15 protein-coding genes, 1 tRNA gene and 1 pseudogene are annotated in these 17,275 nt (G+C 66.9%); 9 read left to right on the forward strand and 8 right to left on the reverse strand.

Annotated features, from left to right (window positions below; translation table 11 throughout):
* Positions 1-188 precede the first annotated feature (188 nt).
* Complete coding sequence (locus DFO45_RS25240) at positions 189-617, forward strand: transposase (protein ID WP_063112047.1); 429 nt, start codon at positions 189-191, stop codon at positions 615-617.
* 587 nt (positions 618-1,204) lie between these two features.
* On the opposite strand, the gene DFO45_RS13610 is transcribed toward DFO45_RS25240, so the two are convergent.
* From DFO45_RS13610 to DFO45_RS13630, 5 genes are all read right to left on the reverse strand, one after another.
* Positions 1,205-3,886 (reverse strand): molybdopterin-dependent oxidoreductase, encoded by a 2,682-nt coding sequence (locus tag DFO45_RS13610; protein ID WP_063112045.1) that lies wholly within the window; start codon positions 3,884-3,886, stop codon positions 1,205-1,207.
* Positions 3,883-5,376 carry an NADH-ubiquinone oxidoreductase-F iron-sulfur binding region domain-containing protein gene (locus DFO45_RS13615; protein ID WP_063112044.1) on the reverse strand — a complete coding sequence of 498 codons (1,494 nt, stop codon included), beginning with the start codon at positions 5,374-5,376 and terminating at the stop codon, positions 3,883-3,885. The genes DFO45_RS13610 and DFO45_RS13615 overlap by 4 nt, the downstream gene beginning before the upstream one ends.
* A complete protein-coding gene (gene phnC, locus DFO45_RS13620; protein WP_082772846.1) occupies positions 5,360-6,163 on the reverse strand; it encodes a phosphonate ABC transporter ATP-binding protein in 804 nt (267 codons plus the stop codon). The genes DFO45_RS13615 and phnC overlap by 17 nt, the downstream gene beginning before the upstream one ends.
* A gap of 21 nt (positions 6,164-6,184) precedes the next feature.
* The gene (gene phnE, locus DFO45_RS13625) at positions 6,185-7,066 is read right to left on the reverse strand and encodes a phosphonate ABC transporter, permease protein PhnE (RefSeq protein ID WP_063112043.1); all 882 of its coding nucleotides are present in this window, start codon (positions 7,064-7,066) and stop codon (positions 6,185-6,187) included.
* Between the two features lie 96 nt (positions 7,067-7,162).
* Positions 7,163-8,044: a phosphate/phosphite/phosphonate ABC transporter substrate-binding protein gene (locus DFO45_RS13630; protein WP_082772847.1), complete on the reverse strand. Its 882-nt coding sequence runs from the start codon at positions 8,042-8,044 to the stop codon at positions 7,163-7,165.
* 332 nt (positions 8,045-8,376) lie between these two features.
* On the opposite strand from DFO45_RS13630, the gene DFO45_RS13635 reads away from it, so the two are divergent.
* Positions 8,377-9,246, forward strand: a complete 870-nt coding sequence (locus DFO45_RS13635; protein ID WP_166657128.1) for a LysR family transcriptional regulator — start codon at positions 8,377-8,379, stop codon at positions 9,244-9,246.
* 26 nt (positions 9,247-9,272) lie between these two features.
* Positions 9,273-10,268 (forward strand): phosphonate dehydrogenase, encoded by a 996-nt coding sequence (locus DFO45_RS13640; protein WP_063112041.1) that lies wholly within the window; start codon positions 9,273-9,275, stop codon positions 10,266-10,268.
* A gap of 266 nt (positions 10,269-10,534) precedes the next feature.
* Here the strand turns inward: DFO45_RS13640 and DFO45_RS13645 are convergent, their stop codons facing one another.
* Together DFO45_RS13645 and DFO45_RS13650 are read right to left on the reverse strand one after the other, a co-directional pair.
* Entirely contained in the window at positions 10,535-10,762 is a 228-nt protein-coding gene (locus DFO45_RS13645; RefSeq protein ID WP_063112040.1) for a conjugal transfer protein TraD, read from the reverse strand.
* A 1-nt stretch (position 10,763) separates the two neighbouring features.
* Positions 10,764-11,090: a conjugal transfer protein TraD gene (locus tag DFO45_RS13650; protein WP_197430434.1), complete on the reverse strand. Its 327-nt coding sequence runs from the start codon at positions 11,088-11,090 to the stop codon at positions 10,764-10,766.
* A 171-nt stretch (positions 11,091-11,261) separates the two neighbouring features.
* Between DFO45_RS13650 and traA the strand changes: the two genes are divergently transcribed.
* The 6 genes and pseudogenes from traA to DFO45_RS13680 all read left to right on the forward strand — a co-directional run.
* A complete protein-coding gene (traA, locus tag DFO45_RS13655) occupies positions 11,262-14,177 on the forward strand; it encodes a Ti-type conjugative transfer relaxase TraA (protein WP_063112038.1) in 2,916 nt (971 codons plus the stop codon).
* A 128-nt stretch (positions 14,178-14,305) separates the two neighbouring features.
* The gene (locus tag DFO45_RS13660) at positions 14,306-14,524 is read left to right on the forward strand and encodes an AlpA family phage regulatory protein (protein WP_063112037.1); all 219 of its coding nucleotides are present in this window, start codon (positions 14,306-14,308) and stop codon (positions 14,522-14,524) included.
* 85 nt (positions 14,525-14,609) lie between these two features.
* Positions 14,610-14,756, forward strand: a complete 147-nt coding sequence (locus tag DFO45_RS25245; protein WP_229644492.1) for a hypothetical protein — start codon at positions 14,610-14,612, stop codon at positions 14,754-14,756.
* Between the two features lie 86 nt (positions 14,757-14,842).
* Positions 14,843-15,091 (forward strand): type II toxin-antitoxin system Phd/YefM family antitoxin, encoded by a 249-nt coding sequence (locus DFO45_RS13670; RefSeq protein WP_082772848.1) that lies wholly within the window; start codon positions 14,843-14,845, stop codon positions 15,089-15,091.
* Complete coding sequence (locus DFO45_RS13675) at positions 15,088-15,549, forward strand: type II toxin-antitoxin system VapC family toxin (RefSeq protein ID WP_063112035.1); 462 nt, start codon at positions 15,088-15,090, stop codon at positions 15,547-15,549. Before DFO45_RS13670 ends, DFO45_RS13675 begins: the two co-directional genes overlap by 4 nt.
* Positions 15,546-17,174: pseudogene (locus DFO45_RS13680) on the forward strand (recombinase family protein); the annotation flags it as partial. The gene DFO45_RS13675 and the pseudogene DFO45_RS13680, both read left to right, overlap by 4 nt.
* Here the strand turns inward: DFO45_RS13680 and DFO45_RS13685 are convergent.
* Positions 17,145-17,236 (reverse strand) — tRNA-Ser (locus tag DFO45_RS13685). The pseudogene DFO45_RS13680 and the gene DFO45_RS13685 overlap by 30 nt on opposite strands.
* Between the last annotated feature and the right edge of the window lie 39 nt (positions 17,237-17,275).

Below are 17,275 nucleotides of genomic sequence, written 5' to 3' on the forward strand. Positions count from 1 at the left end.
GCCGCTACGACCGGCGCCCAGAAAACTTCCTCGCAGCCCTCAAGCTCGCAGCCGTCCGCATCTGGATCAATGCGTTATGAGTCCGCTGCCTAGGCCGTGTGGACGGATTGCGGTGGGTTTAGGCAGAGGGGATTCCCTTCTGCCCCTTTCGGTGATTCATAGCGGGTCGGCTTTTGGCGAGATCGACCATGCTGACGCGGATGACGGACGAGGATTGGGCGCTGGCGCTGGAGGTGTTCCGCGCCTGCCGTTCACGGCGCGGCGACAAGGGTCGCGACGATCGCAAGTTCCTCGAAGCCATGCACTATTTCACTGTGCACAACATCACCTGGCGGGCACTGCCTGCCGAGTTCGGCGCGTGGAATAGCGTCTGGAAACGGTTCTGGCGGCTACGTCAGGCCGGCGTGTTCGAGCTTTACTTCGAAACCCTGGCCTCGCTGAGCCGCACGGCCCATCTGGTCCAGATGTTCGATTCCACCGTGGTGCGCGCCCACGTCTCCGCCGCCGGAGCAAAAGGGGGCAGGACGGCCAAGCCCTCGGCCGTTCGCGCGGCGGCTTCTCCACCAAGATCCACCTCAAGAGCGACTTCGACGGCCTGCCGATCGCCTTCCACCTGACCGGCGGGGAAGCCGGCGACAGTCCGCTCTTCAAGCTGCTGCTGGATCTGGGTCCCGATGTCACGCCGCGCGCGGCGCTCGCCGACAAGGGCTATGACGCCAAGGCCAACCGGGCCATCGCCCGGGCGCGCGGCATCGCGTCCGCCATCCCTTTCAAATCCAACGCGAAGGAGCGCCCAGCCTTCTTCCCGAAGGCGCTTTACAGGGGGCGCGCCCGCATCGAGCAGTGCTTCGGAAAGCTCAAGCGCTTCAAGCGCGTCGCCCTGCGCTGCGAGAAGACCGAATGCGGCTTCGCCGCCATCGTCGCTCTCGCCTTCAGCTTCATCCTCATCCTCATCCTCATCCTCATCCTCATCCTCATCCTCATCCTCATCCTCATCCTCATCCTCATCAAAATCCGTCCACACAACCTAATATGGCGCAGTGGCACTCCACAAACCGATTACACATGAATTGCGCAAGATGGTCAATTAATTTCCAATTCGGTGCCAATTATAAACGATAAGATATAGTATTATTATATGAAGATCTGGCCATTAATATGGCAGCGATCGGCAGTGTGTCGTGGAACTTATAGTCTATCGTGGTCAGGTATATGTTTTTTTCTCCACCGCCGCCGCGCAGAACTTGAAGTCCGGCACGCGGGTGGTGGGATCCAGTCGGTTCACCGTCAGTTCGTTCGCAGCCGCCTCGAAGAAGGACATGGCCATCCACACGACGCCCGGCCGCACCGCCCGATCGGGCATAGCGGCGAGATGCACCATCCCGCGGCGCGTGCGTACCTCCACTTCCCCTCCGACGGTCACGCCCAGCCGGGCGAGGTCGTCAGGATGCATGTGGGCCTGCGGCTCCGGGCTCAGGGCCTCCAGCACCGGCGAGCGGCGGGTCATGGTGCCCGTGTGCCAGTGTTCGCGCAGGCGGCCGGTCATCAGGATGAAGGGATAGTCGGCGTCCGTCATCTCGTCCGCACCACTCGCGTCGAGAGGCACGATGGCGGCCTTGGCCCCGCGGGGAAAATCATCGCCGAACAGGCTCTCGCCGGCGCCGGCTGGGCGCAAGGGGTAGCGCGCATGGTCGTCTTGGACCATCATCCGCCAGCTGAAGCCGGCAAGGGTGGGCAGTTCCTGCGCCATGTCCTCGAACAGGCTCTCCACAGTCAGATTTGCCCACGATAGGCCGAGGCGCGCGCCGATGTCGCGAATGATGCGCCAGTCCGGTCGCGCGCCGCCGGGCAGGGGCAGCGCCGGTGCGATGCGTTGCACCAGTCGGTCGGTATTGGTCACGGTACCCGCCCGCTCCGCCAGCGCCGCTGCGGGCAGGATCACATCGGCGAAGGCCGCGGTCTCGGTGGGGAAGATATCCTGCACCACCAGATGCTCCAGGCAGGCCAGCCCGGCGCGGGTGACGGCGAGGTCCGGGTTGGCCATGGCCGGGTTGCCACCCACCACATAGAGCCCGCGCACCGCCCCTCGACGGGCCGCATCGAACATTTCCACCACCGTGTGACCTGCCTGCGCAAGCGGCCGGTAGCCGGGGAGATAGTTGGGCAACAGGCCGGCGTCGCAGGAGCCCTGCACGTTGTTCTGCCCGCGCAGGGGATGGAGGCCCGCGCCGGGACGACCCACCTGCCCGCACACGAGAGCGAGGGCGATGACGGCCCGGATGTTGTCCGCGCCGAAGGCGTGCTGCGAGGCACCCATGCCCCAGAAGGTCATGGCCGCGCGCGTCCCGGCGAACAGGCGGGCGGCGGCCACGATGTCCTGCGCCGGAACGCCCGTGAGGCCGGCCGCCATCTCCGGCGTGAAAGGTGCGACCCGCGCGCGCAGCGCCTCGAAGCCCTCCAGCCGCCCAGAGACGAAATCCCGGTCGTGGAGCCCCTCCTCAATCACCACGCGCGTCATGGCGGAGAGCAGGGCCACATCCGTCCCCGGGGCCGTCCTGAGGTGATGGGTGGCGAACCGCGACAGGGCCTGAATGCCGGGATCCACCAGGATGAGCTTCGTCCCACGCCGAAAGGCATTCTTCATGAAGGAGGCGGCCACCGGATGGTTGCTGTCCGGGTTGCTGCCCACCATCAGCACCACCTCGGCGCAGGCGATCTCCTCGATGGGGGCGGTCACGGCGGCGAAGCCGGTGGCCTCCGCCAGCGGCGGCACCGAGGCGCACAAGCGTGTGCAGTGGTCAACATGGGGGGTGCCCAAGCCCATGCGTGCGAGTTTCTGCAGGAGATAGGCATCTTCGTTCGAACCCTTTGCCGACCCTAGCACCGCCAGAGATCCGGGGCCGTGCGCCGCGCGCAACCGGGCGAAGCCACGAGCGGCGGTGTCCAGCGCCTCGTCCCAGTCAACGGGACGGAACAGGTCCAGCACCGCGGCGCCGCGCAGGGCGAGGGCCGGATCCTTGGGCGCATCCGCCCGGCGCACCAGGGGCACGGTGAGGCGATCCGGATGCCTCAGGTAGGAAAAGCCGAAGCGGCCCTTGACACACAACCGACCGCGGTTCGCCGGGCCGTCGGCACCTTCCGCCCACGCCACCTCGTCGTCGACCATATGCAGGGTGACCCGGCAGCCGACGCTGCAGAAGGGGCAGACCGTTTCGCCCTTGGCCGTCACCGCGGTCCGTCCACCGGCCCGCTCCAGCGCCTTGGGCGCCAGCGCGCCGGTGGGGCAGAGCTGGGCGCATTCCCCGCAGGAGGCGCAGTTGCTCTCCCCCATGGCCATCCCGGCATCGAATGTCACGTGGATGCCGTCGCCTCGCCCGGCGAGGGCGATGACCCCATTCACCTGCACGTCACGGCATCCCGCCCGGCACTTGCCGCAGCGGATGCACGCCTCCGGGTCGAGGACAATGGCGGGGTGGCTGGCATCCGCGGGACGGCCTGCCGCCCGGTGGCCGAAGCGATCGGGATCGGCTCCGGTGCGCGCGACGAGATCGAGGAACGGCGTGTCGGGGTGGCGCGCCTTCGCCGCGGCGCTCATCTCGGAGGCGAGCAGGCTGACCGCGAGCCGCCGCACCCGCGCGGCGCGCGGCGTGTCGGTGCGCACGGCGAGTCCGGTCCGGACCCTGTGGCGGCAGGCAGGAACCAACTCGGCTTCGCCCTCCACCTCCACCAGGCAGGTGCGACAGCTGCCCATGGGCGCGAAGCCATCGCGCGTAGAAGCGCACAGGTGAGGTAGGTCGAGTCCGGCGGCGGTGGCCGCCTGCAGCAGGCTCTGCCCGTCCTGCGCGGCAACGGGCTGGCCGTCGATGGTGAAGTTGATGAGGCTCATGCGCTAACACCGCGGCCGGGGATGGACAGCCGCCCGAGGAAGCGGCCCGCATTGCGCCCGAGCGCGCACAGGGAGGCTTCGCCCATGACCGCTGCGAGGTCTTCGAGAAGATGCTGATCCAGCGGGCCCGGCGCAGCCAGGGCGCGCGAGGCGTGCGCGGTGCCGATGCGGCAGGGCCCACACTGGCCACAGCTCTCCCGTGCCAGATAGGCCGCCATGCGGGCGGCAATGGCGCGCGGCTCGTCTGTCGCGCCGAACACGATCGCCCCGCCCGTGCCGAGGCGCAGCCCTTCGTCCAGCAGATCGGCAAGCGGCCTGTAGCAGTCTGCGGCGCTCACCAGCGCCCCCGCCGATCCGCCGATCACCATGCCGCCGAGGGCATGGCCGTCCTGCATTCCACCGGCGATCTCCACCAGGTCGGCGAGGCGCAACAGACCGCGCATCGGCTTCGGCCCCGGTGCGCACACCCGGCCCGAGACGCTGAACAGCCGAACCTCGGGATCCAGGAGGGCCGAGGCAGGCGAGCCCAGCGTGCCGCCCCACGCTGCAGTGACGCGATAGAAGGTCTCCACGTTGTGCAGCAAGGTGGGCCGGCCGAGATAGCCGCAGGCGGTGGGAAAGGGCGGGCGCTCGACAGGGCGGGCCGGGCGTCCCTCGAGGCTCGCGATGAGCGCCGTTTCCTCGCCGCAGATGAAAGCACCACCGCTGCGCCGCAGCTCCAGGGCGAGGCCCTCCGCGAGGCCGGCCCCCGCCACCTCCATCAGCGCTTGACGCAGGATGGCGTGGATGGGGACGTAGTCGTCGCGCACGTAGAGGAACACCTGGTCCGCGCCTATCACCCGCGCGGCCACCAGGGCCGCCTCGATCACGCCGTGCGGGTCGTTCTCCAGGATGAAGCGGTCCTTGAAGATGGCAAGCTCGCCCTCGTCGCCGTTCACGATGACCACCGGCGTGCCGCCGGCAGCGATCACCTGCCGCCACTTCTCCGCCACCGGGAAGCCGACGCCCGCCCGCCCCACCGCCTGGTGCACCGACAGCCGCTCCAACATCTGCGCCGCCGCGCCGGGATCGGCCATGATGCGGCCGAGCTGCCCGTAGCCCCCTGCCGCCCGGTAGGCCGCGAAGGAGCGCGGAACGGGTTCGGGGCGGGGCCCGTCACAACGGTTGCGGCACACTCCGGCGCCGAGCGCGCCGTGCAGCAGGCCGCACACCAGATCGCCGCAGCCGTCGGCGGCATAGGGCGTGGTGGCGGCGTAGTTCACCGCCGGAAATGCGGTGGCCACCTCGTATGCCTCGGAGGGGAACAGGCGCAGGCGCTCGGCCAGCGCCAGAAGCCCGGCCTGAGAGATGCCGATCCCGCCCTTGGCGTCGCGGACCTCCAGCAGGATTTCCAGAAGCCGGCCGCGATCATCGCCGCGGGCAAGCACGGTGGCGATCGCGGCCCATTCTGCGGTGTCAGCGGGCGTCGCGGTCTCAGGAACGGGCGGCACGATACAGGTCCTCCCGCAGGCCGGGGGTGAAGGCGGCCGCCGGGCCGTCGAAGAACAGGCGCCCCTGGCGCAGGGCGATGATGCGGTCGGCGTAGCGCACGGCGAGATCCACCTGATGCAGGCTGCACAACACCGAGAAGCCGCGCTCCCGCGCCGCCCGCTGCAGGATCTGCAGCACGTTCTCGGAGGATTCCGGATCGAGGCTGGATATGGGCTCGTCGGCGAGGATCAGTTCCGCCTGCTGGGCGAAGGCGCGGGCGATGGCGACCCGCTGCTGCTGCCCGCCGGAAAGACGCTCCGCGCGCTGATAGGCTTGGTCCATGAGGCCCACGCTGTCGAGGCAGGCGAGCGCCAATTGCCGGTCCCGCGCGCGGAAGCGGCGCAGCAGCACCCGCCACAGGGGCGTCGTCGCGAGCCGGGCCGCCAGCACGTTGTCGATGGCGCTGAAGCGCTTTACCAGATTGAACTGCTGAAACACGAACCCCACCTCCCGGCGCAGCGCCTCAAGGGCAGCGGGCTTCAGGGCAGTCACCTCGGTGCCGCGGATGGTGACGCTTCCGGCATCCGGCTCCACCAGGCGGGTCAGGCAGCGGAACAGGGTGGACTTGCCGCACCCGGAGGGGCCGAGCAGCACCACGAACTGGCCGGCAGGCACGGTGCAGGAGACGCGATCCAGCACCACGCGACCGTCGAACGCCTTGCTCAGGTCGCGCACGACGATTGCGGCACCCTCCTCCTCGCCCAGGGAACGGTCGTGCGGCAGATGCGCAGGGGCGATGCTCTTCATCGGTCAACTCCCATGGGCCGCTCAGGCGCGGCTTTCGCCTTCGAAAAGGCGCGTCGGCGTGCCGGCGCGGGTGGCGGCGGTCTCGGGGCTCAGCACGAGACGGCGCAAGTGGGCGCTCAGGGTGTCGATGGCGATCACCATGGCGAGGATGACGCCCAGCACGGTGGCCAACTTAGGAAAGTCGAGCAGGTCGATGGAGTCCTTCAGCGTCTGGCCGATGCCGCCGGCACCGACGATGCCCAGCACCGTGGAGGCGCGCACGTTGAACTCCCAGATGTAGAGGGTGACGGCGACGATGTTCGGCCACACGTCCGGCAGGAGGGCGTAGCGGAACGCGCGCACCGGGCCGGCACCGGTGAGCTCCAACGCCTCCACCGGGCCGCGATCGGCCGGCTCGATCACCTCAGTGAGCAGCTTGCCGAGGGCGCCCACCATGTTGAACATGACGGCCAGCACGCCAGTGAAAGGGCCGAACCCCACCGCCGCCACGAAGATGAGGGCGAATACCAGGATCTCGGTGCCGCGCAGCACCCCGAACACCGCCCGCACCAAACGATAGACCAGAAGATTCGGCGTGGTGTTGCGCGCGGCAAGCGGCACCAGTGGGATGCACACGAGAAGGGCGCCGATGGTGCCCACCGTGGCCATGGCGAGGGTCTGGAATGCGTCGCGCAGCACCCGGTCGATATCCCGTACGTCCGGCGGAAACATCTGCTGGAACCAGGAGGCGATCTTCGGCAGCCCGTCCACGAGCTTCGCCAGGTCCACCTTCGCCGCCGCGAAGCACATCCCGAGGAACAGGGTCACGGCGAGGAAGACGAGCCCCCGCCGCAGATTGTGCCACGTTAGTAGCGACCGGGCCGGCTCGACGTAGCGTGTCTCCTCGAAGCTTGCGATGGTCATGGACGGTCTCCCCTGGCTCGGCGCGCTATGAAACGGACGCCCGGCTTCATGCCGGGCGCGACGTGGCCGGTGCCCGAAGGCACCGGCCCGCGCGGATCAGGACTTCAGCTTGCCGGTGACGCGGCCGGCTTCCTCTATGATGCCGTAATCGGCATGGGTGGCTGGCACGAAGCCGTTGTAGCCGCTGCCCATGAGCGCCTGCGCCTTGTCCTCCGGGAGGGAGACGAGAATGTCGCGGATCTTCGTCTTCAACGCCGGGTCGAAGCCCTTGGGCACACAGATTGCGTCATTGGGCAGTTCCTGGGAGGTCCAGTAGACGACCACCTTGGCCGGATCCATCTCGCCGGCCTCGATCATGCCGTTGCGGCCGCGGTCCATGTCGGAACCGAGGTCGATGAGGCCCTGCTGGATCATGGACACGTTGTTGCCGAAGGTGGCCCCCTCGCGCAGTTGGAAGAAGTCGCGCGGATCGATGCCGCTCTTCACCAGGAAGGCGTAGGGGATGAGCCAGCCGGAGGTGTTGCCCTGGTCGCTTAGGGACAGCTTCATGCCCCTGGCATCCTTTGGAAACTCCTTGATGGGGAGATCCGGCCGCCCCTCGATGATGGCGTGGTAGAACGGCTTGCCGCGATACTTGGCGGTGGCGATCACCTCGGTGCCGGCGTGCTGGTTGGCCAGCACGTAGCCCCACGGGCCGAGCCAGCCCACATCCACGTGGCCGTTGCTCATGGCCACCGAGATGGCAGCCCAGCTCTCCGGGCTGACCAACTCGTAGGTGGCGCCGAGTTCGCCCGCCAGATAGCGGAACACCGGTTCAAATTCCTTGATGGTGATGGCGGGAGTTGGCCGCAGGGGGGCGATGGCGAAGCGCAGGTGGAGCTTGCCGTCGCGCATCTGCTGGCCGTGCGCGGCACCGGAAACGAGGGGAAGCGAGAGCGCGGAGGCGGCAAGCGCCCCGAAGCGACGACGCGTGATCATGTCGACCTCATGGGTTTATGGCGTGCGCGCCGAGACGGCCCGCCGGCGGGGCTGCCGCACGATGCAACTCCGTGGGCGCCTTCTTGGCGGCAGATAGATTACATATCTCAATGAAAAATAGACAACAATTGCATTTCATTTTGATGACGCTGGCGGCGAAGAGGGCGCGCGGATGCGATTTTATCCATATGTTTCCGACACAATATGAATGAGCTCACCAACGTGCGGGAAATGCCAATTAAATATGAAGTTGCAACATACATTCGTTTAATGCATACATTCCGGTGCAAGGGATGGAGCGGCTGTGGCCGCACAAGGGCGGGGGCATGCGCATGCTGAATCTGTCTCAGGTTCAGACCTTTCTGGCGGTCATCGATGAGGGCGGCATCCAGTCGGCAGCGGAGCGCCTTGCCTGCTCGCAGCCGGCCGTCTCGCAGCAGTTGCGCAAGCTCGAGGAGTTCGTCGGCGTGCCCCTCGTGGTGCGCAACCGCAGCCGCGCGGTCCCCACCCGTGACGGCGATTTGTTCCTGCCGAAGGCCCGCTCCCTCATAGCCAGCGCCGACCGTGCCCGCGCCGTCGTCTCCGATCGCCGCCTGGTGGTGCATGCCAGCGGCAACGTAGGAGTCTATCTTGCGCCGCGCCTCATCGCCGTGTTCGAGCGCGACCTGGATCGGCCCGGCACGGTGGACCTCGTCATCACCACCAACCGCCATGCGGTGGACGCCCTCATCGCCGGCGAGGCGGACATCGCTCTCACCGAATGGAGCGAGGACCACCCGGCCGTGGAATGGCAGGGCTGGCGCCGAGAGAAGTTGGTGGTGATTGCCGGCCCCGACCATCCGCTCGCGAAGGAGCGCTGCATTCCGCGCCAGGCACTGCTCGACCATCCCATCATCGGCGGCGAGCCCGGCACCGGCACCGGCCGGGCGCTCGCCGGCATGTTCGGGCCCGATGCTGGGCGCCTGCGCGTGGCACGCCAACTCGGCAGCACCGCCGCCGTGAAGGAGGCGGTCAAGGCCGGGCTCGGCCTTTCCGTGGTGTTCGCCTATTCCGTGGCCGAGGAGGTGAAGGCCGGCACGCTCACCATGCTGGAACTGGAGGAGGCCGACATCTTCAAGACCTTGTTCATCGGCCTCGGCCGCGAAAGCCCGCAATCCTCCATGGCCCGGCGCTTCGCCACCTTCTGCCTCGCCTCCGCTTGATCCCACTCCTGCCGCAAGAGACATCCATGGCTCGCAAGACCCTCGTCACCAACTGGGTCCACCCCGAGGTGCTAGATCTGCTTTCCACCCGCGGTGCGGTAGAGGCCAACACCACCCGCGAGCCGTGGCCGCGCGCGGAACTCCTGCGCCGCGCGCGCGACGCCGACGCCATCCTGGCCTTCATGACGGACCACGTGGATGGCGCCTTCCTCGAAGCCTGCCCGGATCTGAAGGTCGTCGCCTGCGCCCTGAAGGGAGCAGACAATTTCGACATGGAGGCGTGCCGGGCGCGCGGCGTCGACGTGACCATCGTGCCCGACCTGCTCACCGCGCCCACCGCAGAACTCGCCGTCGGCCTCATGATCGCCCTCGGCCGCAATCTGCTCGCCGGCGACCGGCTGATCCGCCAGCACCCGTTCGCCGGCTGGCGGCCGGTACTCTACGGCATGGGGCTCGATGGGGCGGAGGTGGGCATCGTGGGCATGGGTGCCGTGGGCCAGGCCATCGCCCACCGCGTGCGGCCATTCCGCTGCCGCATCTCCTATTGCGACGCGCACCCGCTTTCTCCCGCCGCGGAGGATGCGCAGGGGCTCCTGCGGCGCGATCTGGCAGAGTTGCTGGCACGCAGTGACTATCTGGTGTTGGCGCTGCCATTGAACGCGGAGTCGCGCCACCTGATCGATGCGGCGGCGATCGCGGCCATGAAGCCGGGCGCGCTCCTCATCAACCCCGCCCGCGGATCGCTGGTGGACGAGGCGGCGGTCGCCAACGCCCTAGAGGCGAACCATCTCGGCGGGTATGCGGCCGACGTGTTCGAGACGGAGGACTGGGCCCGGCCTGATCGGCCCGCCGGCGTCGAGCCGCGACTGCTCTCTCATGCCCGCACGGTTCTGACCCCCCACATTGGCTCGGCGGTCGACAGCGTGCGGCGGGACATCGCCCTCGCCGCCGCTCGCAACATCCTGCGCCATCTGGACGGATTGCAGCGGGAGCCACCTTCGCACGATCGCTCTGCCGCCTGACACGGCCCGTCGGTGGCCATCAAGCAATACCAGCGCGACAGCAGCCTTCAAAGCATCATCATGACCAATGCGGAAATTGCGATCGCATCTTCAATCACCTCTTCAGCCGGGCCTTGCGCGAGGTGCGCGAAACCTCGAGCCCGTGATGTGCGTCGCCGTTGCGCGGCGTTGCCGCGCGATGACGGGTGGCGCTGCGATATGTGATGTCTCCGCGCCGCCCGCCATCGGTCATACCCTGCCATGCCGATCCTGCGCGGTGATGGGATTCATGCCGTAGCTTCATGCTCGAACGCCTGCTTTCCCTTGTCGGCCCAGAGCGCCAACGCCTTGTCGCGTTCATCGCTTTGGAGCTTGTCGGCCGCCCAGAGCAGGGCGCCGTAGATGATGGCGCGATCATCGCAGGTCAGGTCCACGATCCCGGCTTTGACGACGAGACCGCCGAGTTCGATCAGATGCCGCGTGCGTTGGCGGCGTTCGACCTGCCAGGTTCGCATATCATGCCGCGCTCGTGCTGCCTGATGCCGGTTGCGCACCGTCCGGTTGCGGTTGAGCGCCGCCCGCGTCGCGGTCAGATGCCGATGCAGATCGCCGCGCCCGGCTTTGAAAGAACGCGGCCCCGCGCTTGGCCCACGCCTCCCTCTTTCCGGCGTCCTTGGTTTCGGCCAGCACGATCAGCGCGCCCGCCAGTTCGTCGACGGTGAGCGCGTCGGCTCCGGTCAAGATCACCAGTTCGCCGAGTTGCTGCACCTTGCGCGTTTTAAGTTCCCGCGCCTTGTCCTCCAGCGCCTTCAGTTCAGCGCCATAGTCCCGTGGTTTCCGCATCGTCGTCTCCATAAGCAATGGATGGAGCGATGATAGTTTCGTGTCGGCCGGAATGCTGTAAGGTTGCCGGGACGGCCTGGAACGGCGCGGACCGTCCCGAGAAATTCATTTCTAGGGCGCGCTTATACGTCGTTCCGACGTGCGCTTGGGAGCAGTATCTGGTCGGTCGCCATGGCGATCTACCATTTCTCCGTTCAGGTCATCGGACGCGCGGCGGGCCGCAGCGTGGTGGCTGCCGCCGCCTACCGCTCGGCCTCGCGGTTGCGCGACGACCGGCTGGGCCGCGATCAGGACTTTTCCGCCAAGCGCGGCGTCGTCCATTCCGAGGTCATGCTGCCGGAGAACGCACCGGAGGAATGGAACGACCGCGAAAAGCTTTGGAACGATGTCGAGGCGTTCGAGAAAAGGAAGGACGCCCAGCTTTGCCGCGAGGTGGAGTTCGCCCTTCCGCGTGAGATGACGGAGCGCCAAGGCGTCGAACTGGCCCGCGATTTTGCCCAAGCCGAATTTGTCGATCAGGGCATGATCGCCGATGTGAACGTGCATTGGGATATCGGCGAAGACGGAATGCCGAAACCCCATGCCCATGTCATGCTGACCATGCGCAGCGTGGACGACAACGGGTTCGGCCAGAAGGTGCGGGAGTGGAACCGCACCGAGCTGGTCGAACGTTGGCGCGAACGCTGGGCCGATCACGTCAACGAGCGTCTTGCCGAACTCGACATCGACGCGCGGATCGACCACCGCAGCCTTGAGGCGCAGGGCATCGGTCTTGAGCCGCAGACCAAGATCGGCGCACCGGCGCAGCGCATCGAGGCTACCGGGATCGAGGCCGACCGCGCCGAGGATCACCGGCGCATCGCCCGCGAGAACGGCGCGCGCATCATCCAGAACCCGAACATCGCCCTGGACGCGATCACCCAGCAGCAATCGACCTTTACACGGCGCGACATGGCGATGTTCGCGCACCGGCACAGCGATGGCATCGACCAGTTCAACGAGGTCATGGGCGCGATGCGCGGCGCGCCCGATCTTGTCGAACTCGGCAAGGACGATGTTGGGCAGGACCGCTTCACCAGCCGCGGCATGATCGAGGCCGAACAGCGCCTGCATCGCGCCACCGCGATGATGGCCGAGCGCGAACGCCATGAGGTGAATGACAGGGGCCGAGAAGCCGCGTTGGCGCGCGCGGCGGATCGCGGGCTGACCCTTTCCGGCGAGCAGACCGAGGCGCTGGCGCATGTCACGGACGGGCGCGACCTTGGGATTGTCGTCGGCTATGCCGGGACGGGGAAGAGCGCGATGCTGGGTGTGGCGCGCGAAGCCTGGGAAGCGGCGGGCTATGAGGTTCGCGGCGCGGCGCTCTCCGGCATCGCCGCCGAGAGTCTGGAAGGCGGATCGGGCATCGCCTCGCGCACCATCGCCAGCCTGGAGCATCGCTGGTCGCAGGGCCGCGACATGCTCACCAGCCGCGACGTGCTTGTCATCGACGAGGCCGGGATGGTCGGCACGCGGCAGTTGGAGCGCGTGCTGTCCCATGCCGCCGAGGCCGGCGCGAAGGTGGTGCTGGTCGGCGATCCGGAACAGCTTCAATCCATCGAGGCGGGCGCGGCGTTCCGCTCGATCCACGAACGCCACGGCGGCGCGGAGATCAGCGAGGTTCGCCGCCAGCATGAGGACTGGCAGCGTGAGGCGACCCGCGACCTCGCCAGCGGCCGGACGGGCGAAGCCCTGAACGCCTACCGCGCCCGCGACATGGTGCATGAGGCTGGAACGCGGGAAGAAGCGCGGCGTGACCTGATCGACCGCTGGGACCGTGACCGGCAGGCCAGCCCAGACGCAACCCGTATCATCCTCACCCACACCAATGCTGACGTGCGGGAATTGAACGAGGCGGCCCGCGAACGGGTGCGCGATGCAGGCGAGCTTGGCGCGGATGTGCATATCGCCGCCGAACGCGGCGTGCGGAATTTCGCCACCGGCGACCGCATTATGTTCCTGCAAAACGAGCGCAGCCTTGGCGTGAAGAACGGCACGCTCGGCACCATTGAGCAGGTCAGCGGGCAGAGCATGACCGTCCGCGCCGACGATGGGCGCAATGTCACGTTCGACCTGAAGGGCTACAACAAGATCGACCACGGCTATGCCGCCACGATCCACAAGGCGCAGGGCATGACCGTGGACCGCGCCCATGTGCTGGCGACGCCCGGCATGGACCGCCATGGCAGCTATGTCGCCCTGTCAAGACACCGCGACGGCATGGACCTGCATTACGGCCACGACGACTTCGCCAGCCGGGACCGGCTTATCAACACCCTGTCGCGCGACCGCGCCAAGGACATGGCAGCGGATTACCAGCGGATCGACCCGGCCCAGGATTACGCCGAGCGGCGCGGCATCACCTTCCGCGAGCACGTCGAGCGTGTTGTGGAGATCGCCCGCCGAGTTCCCGAGAAGGTGCGCGGCATCTTCGACGACTTGCGCCTGCCCGCCGCAGACGGACAGGGGCCGGAAAGGAAGGTGGAGGAAGACCCGGAGGCGGCGTTACGCCGGGCGCGTGGGCGGGCGCTCGTCCGTCATGCCCGCGCCGTCGATGCGATCTTCGCGGCGCAGGATCAGGGCGGCGAGGCCAGACCTGATCAGGTCAGGGAATTGCAGGAGGCGCGCCAGCGGTTCGAGGAGGTGCGCCCCCACGGCTCGCATGACGCCGAAGCGGCCTACAAGAAAAACCCGCAGCTTGCGGCGGAGGCGGCGTCAGGTGACGCCCGGCGCGCGATCCACGCCCTGCAACTGGAAACCGAGTTGCGCACCGATCCCGGCCTGCGAGCCGACCGTTTCGTGGAGCGCTGGCAGAAACTCCACCGGGCCAGCGACCAACGCTATGCGGCGGGCGACTATGCAGGTCACAGGGCGGCGCGGGCGGCGATGGGGAACATGGCGCAGAGCCTCGAACGCGACCCGCAGATGGAATCCCTGCTCGCCAACCGCAAACGCGAACTCGGCATCTCATTCGATTCGGGAATGGGCGTCGCCCGTGACCTCACCCTCACGTTCGGGCTTGGCCGGGGCCGGGGTCTCGGGCTGTAAACCGTCCTATTTACCGCCCCCTCTGCGCCACGGCCCTACGACGGCTAAATCCCTATTGCACAACAATAAACCCTTGCCTTTGCCTCTCCTGGCAGTCCCACGAAAAGCCAGCAGGAGGCAGCCCAGCCATGCGCCAGCCAGATCGTATCATCCGCATGAACACCGTCCGCGACCGCACCGGCCTGTCCCGGTCCACCATCTACCGCAAGATCGCCGAGGGTACGTTCCCGCCCCAGATCAAGATCAGCATCAACGGCGCGGGCTGGCGGGAATCCGACATCGACCGTTGGGTCGCCAACCCCGTGGCGTGGCGGCCCGGAAGCGGGCGCGGCCGCGATGGCGTCTGATCGCGGAGCGCGCTCCCGCGCCCGGCGCGTCAGGCCGCCCACAGCGTCGGAGCAGCTTGAGGCGCTGCTGGGATACCATGTTCCCATGGGCCGACCGCCCAAACACGACCTGTCCATCTGGACCGTCACCGACGATTGGCCGCGCCCCGTTCCGGTCACAGAGGCTGAGATCGAGGTGTTCGAGCAATGGTTCGGCGACCTGTTCGATGAACTATTCTGTTCCGGCGGCTGATGCTTCAGGCGTCGAAATCGACGTTGAAATCTGCCCTCCGACAGACTACTTGTAGTCACAAGTGTCTACATATGTGAGGGCGCAACATGCTGACCATCAACCTCAGAGACGCCAAGGCTGGATTTTCGAGCCTGGTCGATGAAGCCGTCAAAGGAGAAATCGTGACCATCACCCGTCATGGCAAACCCGTTGCGGCCCTGGTCTCGGTTGAGGCGGCGGAGATCGCGCGCAAAGCGCTCGAACGTAAACGGGCGGGCCTTGTCAGTTATCTCAGGACGTTCCCAGGCGGAGAGTTCCCGCGCAACCGCAAACCATCGCGGGATGTCGAGCTTTGAGCGGCTTCCTTCTCGACACCAACGTCGTCTCCATGCTCGCGCCGTCGAAGGCGGAAGCATCCACTGACTTCCTCACCTGGCTGGACCGTATGGACGCCGATGGTCGGCTATTTCTGTCGGTCGTTTCTATCCACGAGATCGAGAAGGGAATCGCGCTCCTCGACCACAAGGGGGCGACGACGAAAGCCGCGAGCCTGCAAGCATGGCTCAGTGGTCTCGTCTCCACATACGATGACAAGATCATTGGCTTCGACGCGCAGGCCGCCGCAATCGGCGGGCGGCTGGAGGCGAAGGCGCTTGCGGCCGGTCACGACCCCGGAATGGCCGATGCCGTGATTGCCGGTATCGCCGCAGCGCATGAACTCGTCATCGTCACCCGAAACACGAAGCATTTCCTTCCGTTCGGCGTCGCCGTGTTGTCGCCTGACGAGGCGGCTGCACAAGGAGGCCCGGCATGACCGCTTCCACAATCCCTCTGCGTGCCGCCCTTTATCTTCGGGTTTCGACGGCGCGGCAGGCCGAGCATGACGTTTCCATCCCCGACCAGAAGCGGCAGGGCGAAGCCTACTGCGCCTCACGCGGCTATCAGCTTGTCGAAACCTATGTGGAGCCAGGCGCATCCGCCACCAACGACCGCCGCCCCGAGTTCCAGCGCATGATCGAGGCGGGGACCAGCAAGCCCGCGCCATTCGATGTCGTCGTAGTCCATTCGTTCAGCCGCTTCTTCCGCGATCACTTCGAACTGGAGTTCTATGTCCGCAAGCTGGCGAAGAACGGCGTCAAGCTGGTTTCGATCACTCAGGAAATGGGGGACGACCCCATGCACGTCATGATGCGCCAGATCATGGCTTTGTTCGATGAATACCAGTCGAAGGAAAACGCCAAGCACGTCATGCGCGCCTTAAAGGAGAACGCCCGGCAAGGCTTCTGGAACGGCGCGCTCCCACCTATCGGCTACCGGGTTGTCGCCGCCGAGCAGCGCGGGGCCAAGGTCAAGAAGAAGCTCGAAATCGATCCGCTGCACGCCGACACGGTACGGCTGATCTATCGGCTTGCGCTGGAAGGTGACGGCACCACCGGCCAGATGGGCGTCAAGAACATCGTCTCCTATCTCAACAGCCGCCGCATCTTCACCCGCGACGGCGGGCGCTGGGGCATCGGTCAGGTTCACCGCATCCTGACCCGTCGCACCTATATGGGCGAGCATGAGTTCAACAAGCGCAGCAAGACCAAGGAACTGAAACCCGTCAGCGAGATCGTCACGGTTCCGGTGCCGCCGATCATCGACCGCGAGACGTTCGACACCGTGCAGGCGCTCTTGAAGGCCCGCAACCCCAAGCTCATCCCTTCCGCCGTTATCAGCGGCCCGACCATGCTCACCGGCCTGATCCACTGCGCCAAGTGCGGCGGCGCCATGACCATCCGCACCGGCAAGGGCGGGCGTTATCGTTACTATGCCTGCTCCATGAAGGCGCGGCAGGGACCGACCGCCTGCGAGGGCATGGCTGTGCCGATGGACAAGCTGGACAATCTTGTCGCCGATCACCTTGAAAGCCAGCTTCTCCAGCCCGAGCGGTTGGAAGCCATCCTCGCCAGTGTTCTCGACCGCAGGCAGGAGCAATCCCAGCGCCGCCGCGAGCACATCGCCGAACTGAACAAGCGTGCTACCGAATCGGAACTGCGCCTGAAACGCCTCTACGATGCCATTGAGGCGGGCGTGGCCGACATCGACGATCCGGCGCTCAAGGACCGCATCGACGGCCTCAAGGCCATCCGCGATCAGGCCAAGGCCGACGCCGAGCGCGCCCAGGCCATGCTCGACAGCTCCGGCTCCAAGGCCGTCACCCCGCAAATGGTCCGCACCTTCGCCAAGACAGCCCGCCAGCGCATCCGCCTCGAAGGCGGCGGCTACCGCCGCGACCACCTGCGCGCGCTAGCCCAGCGTGTCGAGGTCGCGGACGGCGAGGTTCGGATCATGGGATCGAAGACCCAGCTGCTTCAGGCGCTGGTGTCGGGCGGCGGCGTAAGCGCAGTGCCCACTCAGGGACTGAAGTGGCGGAGACGGAGGGATTCGAACCCTCGAGACCCTTTTAGGGGTCTGCTCATTTAGCAAACGAGTGCCTTCAGCCTCTCGGCCACGTCTCCACTCGGCACCCTCTATGCCCAACCCGCGCCGGCTTTGCA

The organism is Azorhizobium sp. AG788 (genome assembly GCF_004364705.1).
Lineage (GTDB): Bacteria > Pseudomonadota > Alphaproteobacteria > Rhizobiales > Xanthobacteraceae > Azorhizobium > Azorhizobium caulinodans.

Bases quoted from the DNA above. Each gene is read 5' to 3' on its own strand.
- DFO45_RS13660 (WP_063112037.1), top strand. From the start codon at position 14,306: ATGCGCCAGCCAGATCGTATCATCCGCATGAACACCGTCCGCGACCGC.
- DFO45_RS13610 (WP_063112045.1), bottom strand. From the start codon at position 3,886: ATGAGCCTCATCAACTTCACCATCGACGGCCAGCCCGTTGCCGCGCAG.
- DFO45_RS13670 (WP_082772848.1), top strand. From the start codon at position 14,843: ATGCTGACCATCAACCTCAGAGACGCCAAGGCTGGATTTTCGAGCCTG.
- DFO45_RS13645 (WP_063112040.1), bottom strand. From the start codon at position 10,762: ATGCGAACCTGGCAGGTCGAACGCCGCCAACGCACGCGGCATCTGATC.
- traA (WP_063112038.1), top strand. From the start codon at position 11,262: ATGGCGATCTACCATTTCTCCGTTCAGGTCATCGGACGCGCGGCGGGC.
- DFO45_RS25245 (WP_229644492.1), top strand. From the start codon at position 14,610: ATGGGCCGACCGCCCAAACACGACCTGTCCATCTGGACCGTCACCGAC.
- DFO45_RS25240 (WP_063112047.1), top strand. From the start codon at position 189: ATGCTGACGCGGATGACGGACGAGGATTGGGCGCTGGCGCTGGAGGTG.
- phnC (WP_082772846.1), bottom strand. From the start codon at position 6,163: ATGAAGAGCATCGCCCCTGCGCATCTGCCGCACGACCGTTCCCTGGGC.
- DFO45_RS13640 (WP_063112041.1), top strand. From the start codon at position 9,273: ATGGCTCGCAAGACCCTCGTCACCAACTGGGTCCACCCCGAGGTGCTA.
- DFO45_RS13630 (WP_082772847.1), bottom strand. From the start codon at position 8,044: ATGATCACGCGTCGTCGCTTCGGGGCGCTTGCCGCCTCCGCGCTCTCG.
- phnE (WP_063112043.1), bottom strand. From the start codon at position 7,066: ATGACCATCGCAAGCTTCGAGGAGACACGCTACGTCGAGCCGGCCCGG.
- DFO45_RS13650 (WP_197430434.1), bottom strand. From the start codon at position 11,090: ATGCGGAAACCACGGGACTATGGCGCTGAACTGAAGGCGCTGGAGGAC.
- DFO45_RS13635 (WP_166657128.1), top strand. From the start codon at position 8,377: ATGCTGAATCTGTCTCAGGTTCAGACCTTTCTGGCGGTCATCGATGAG.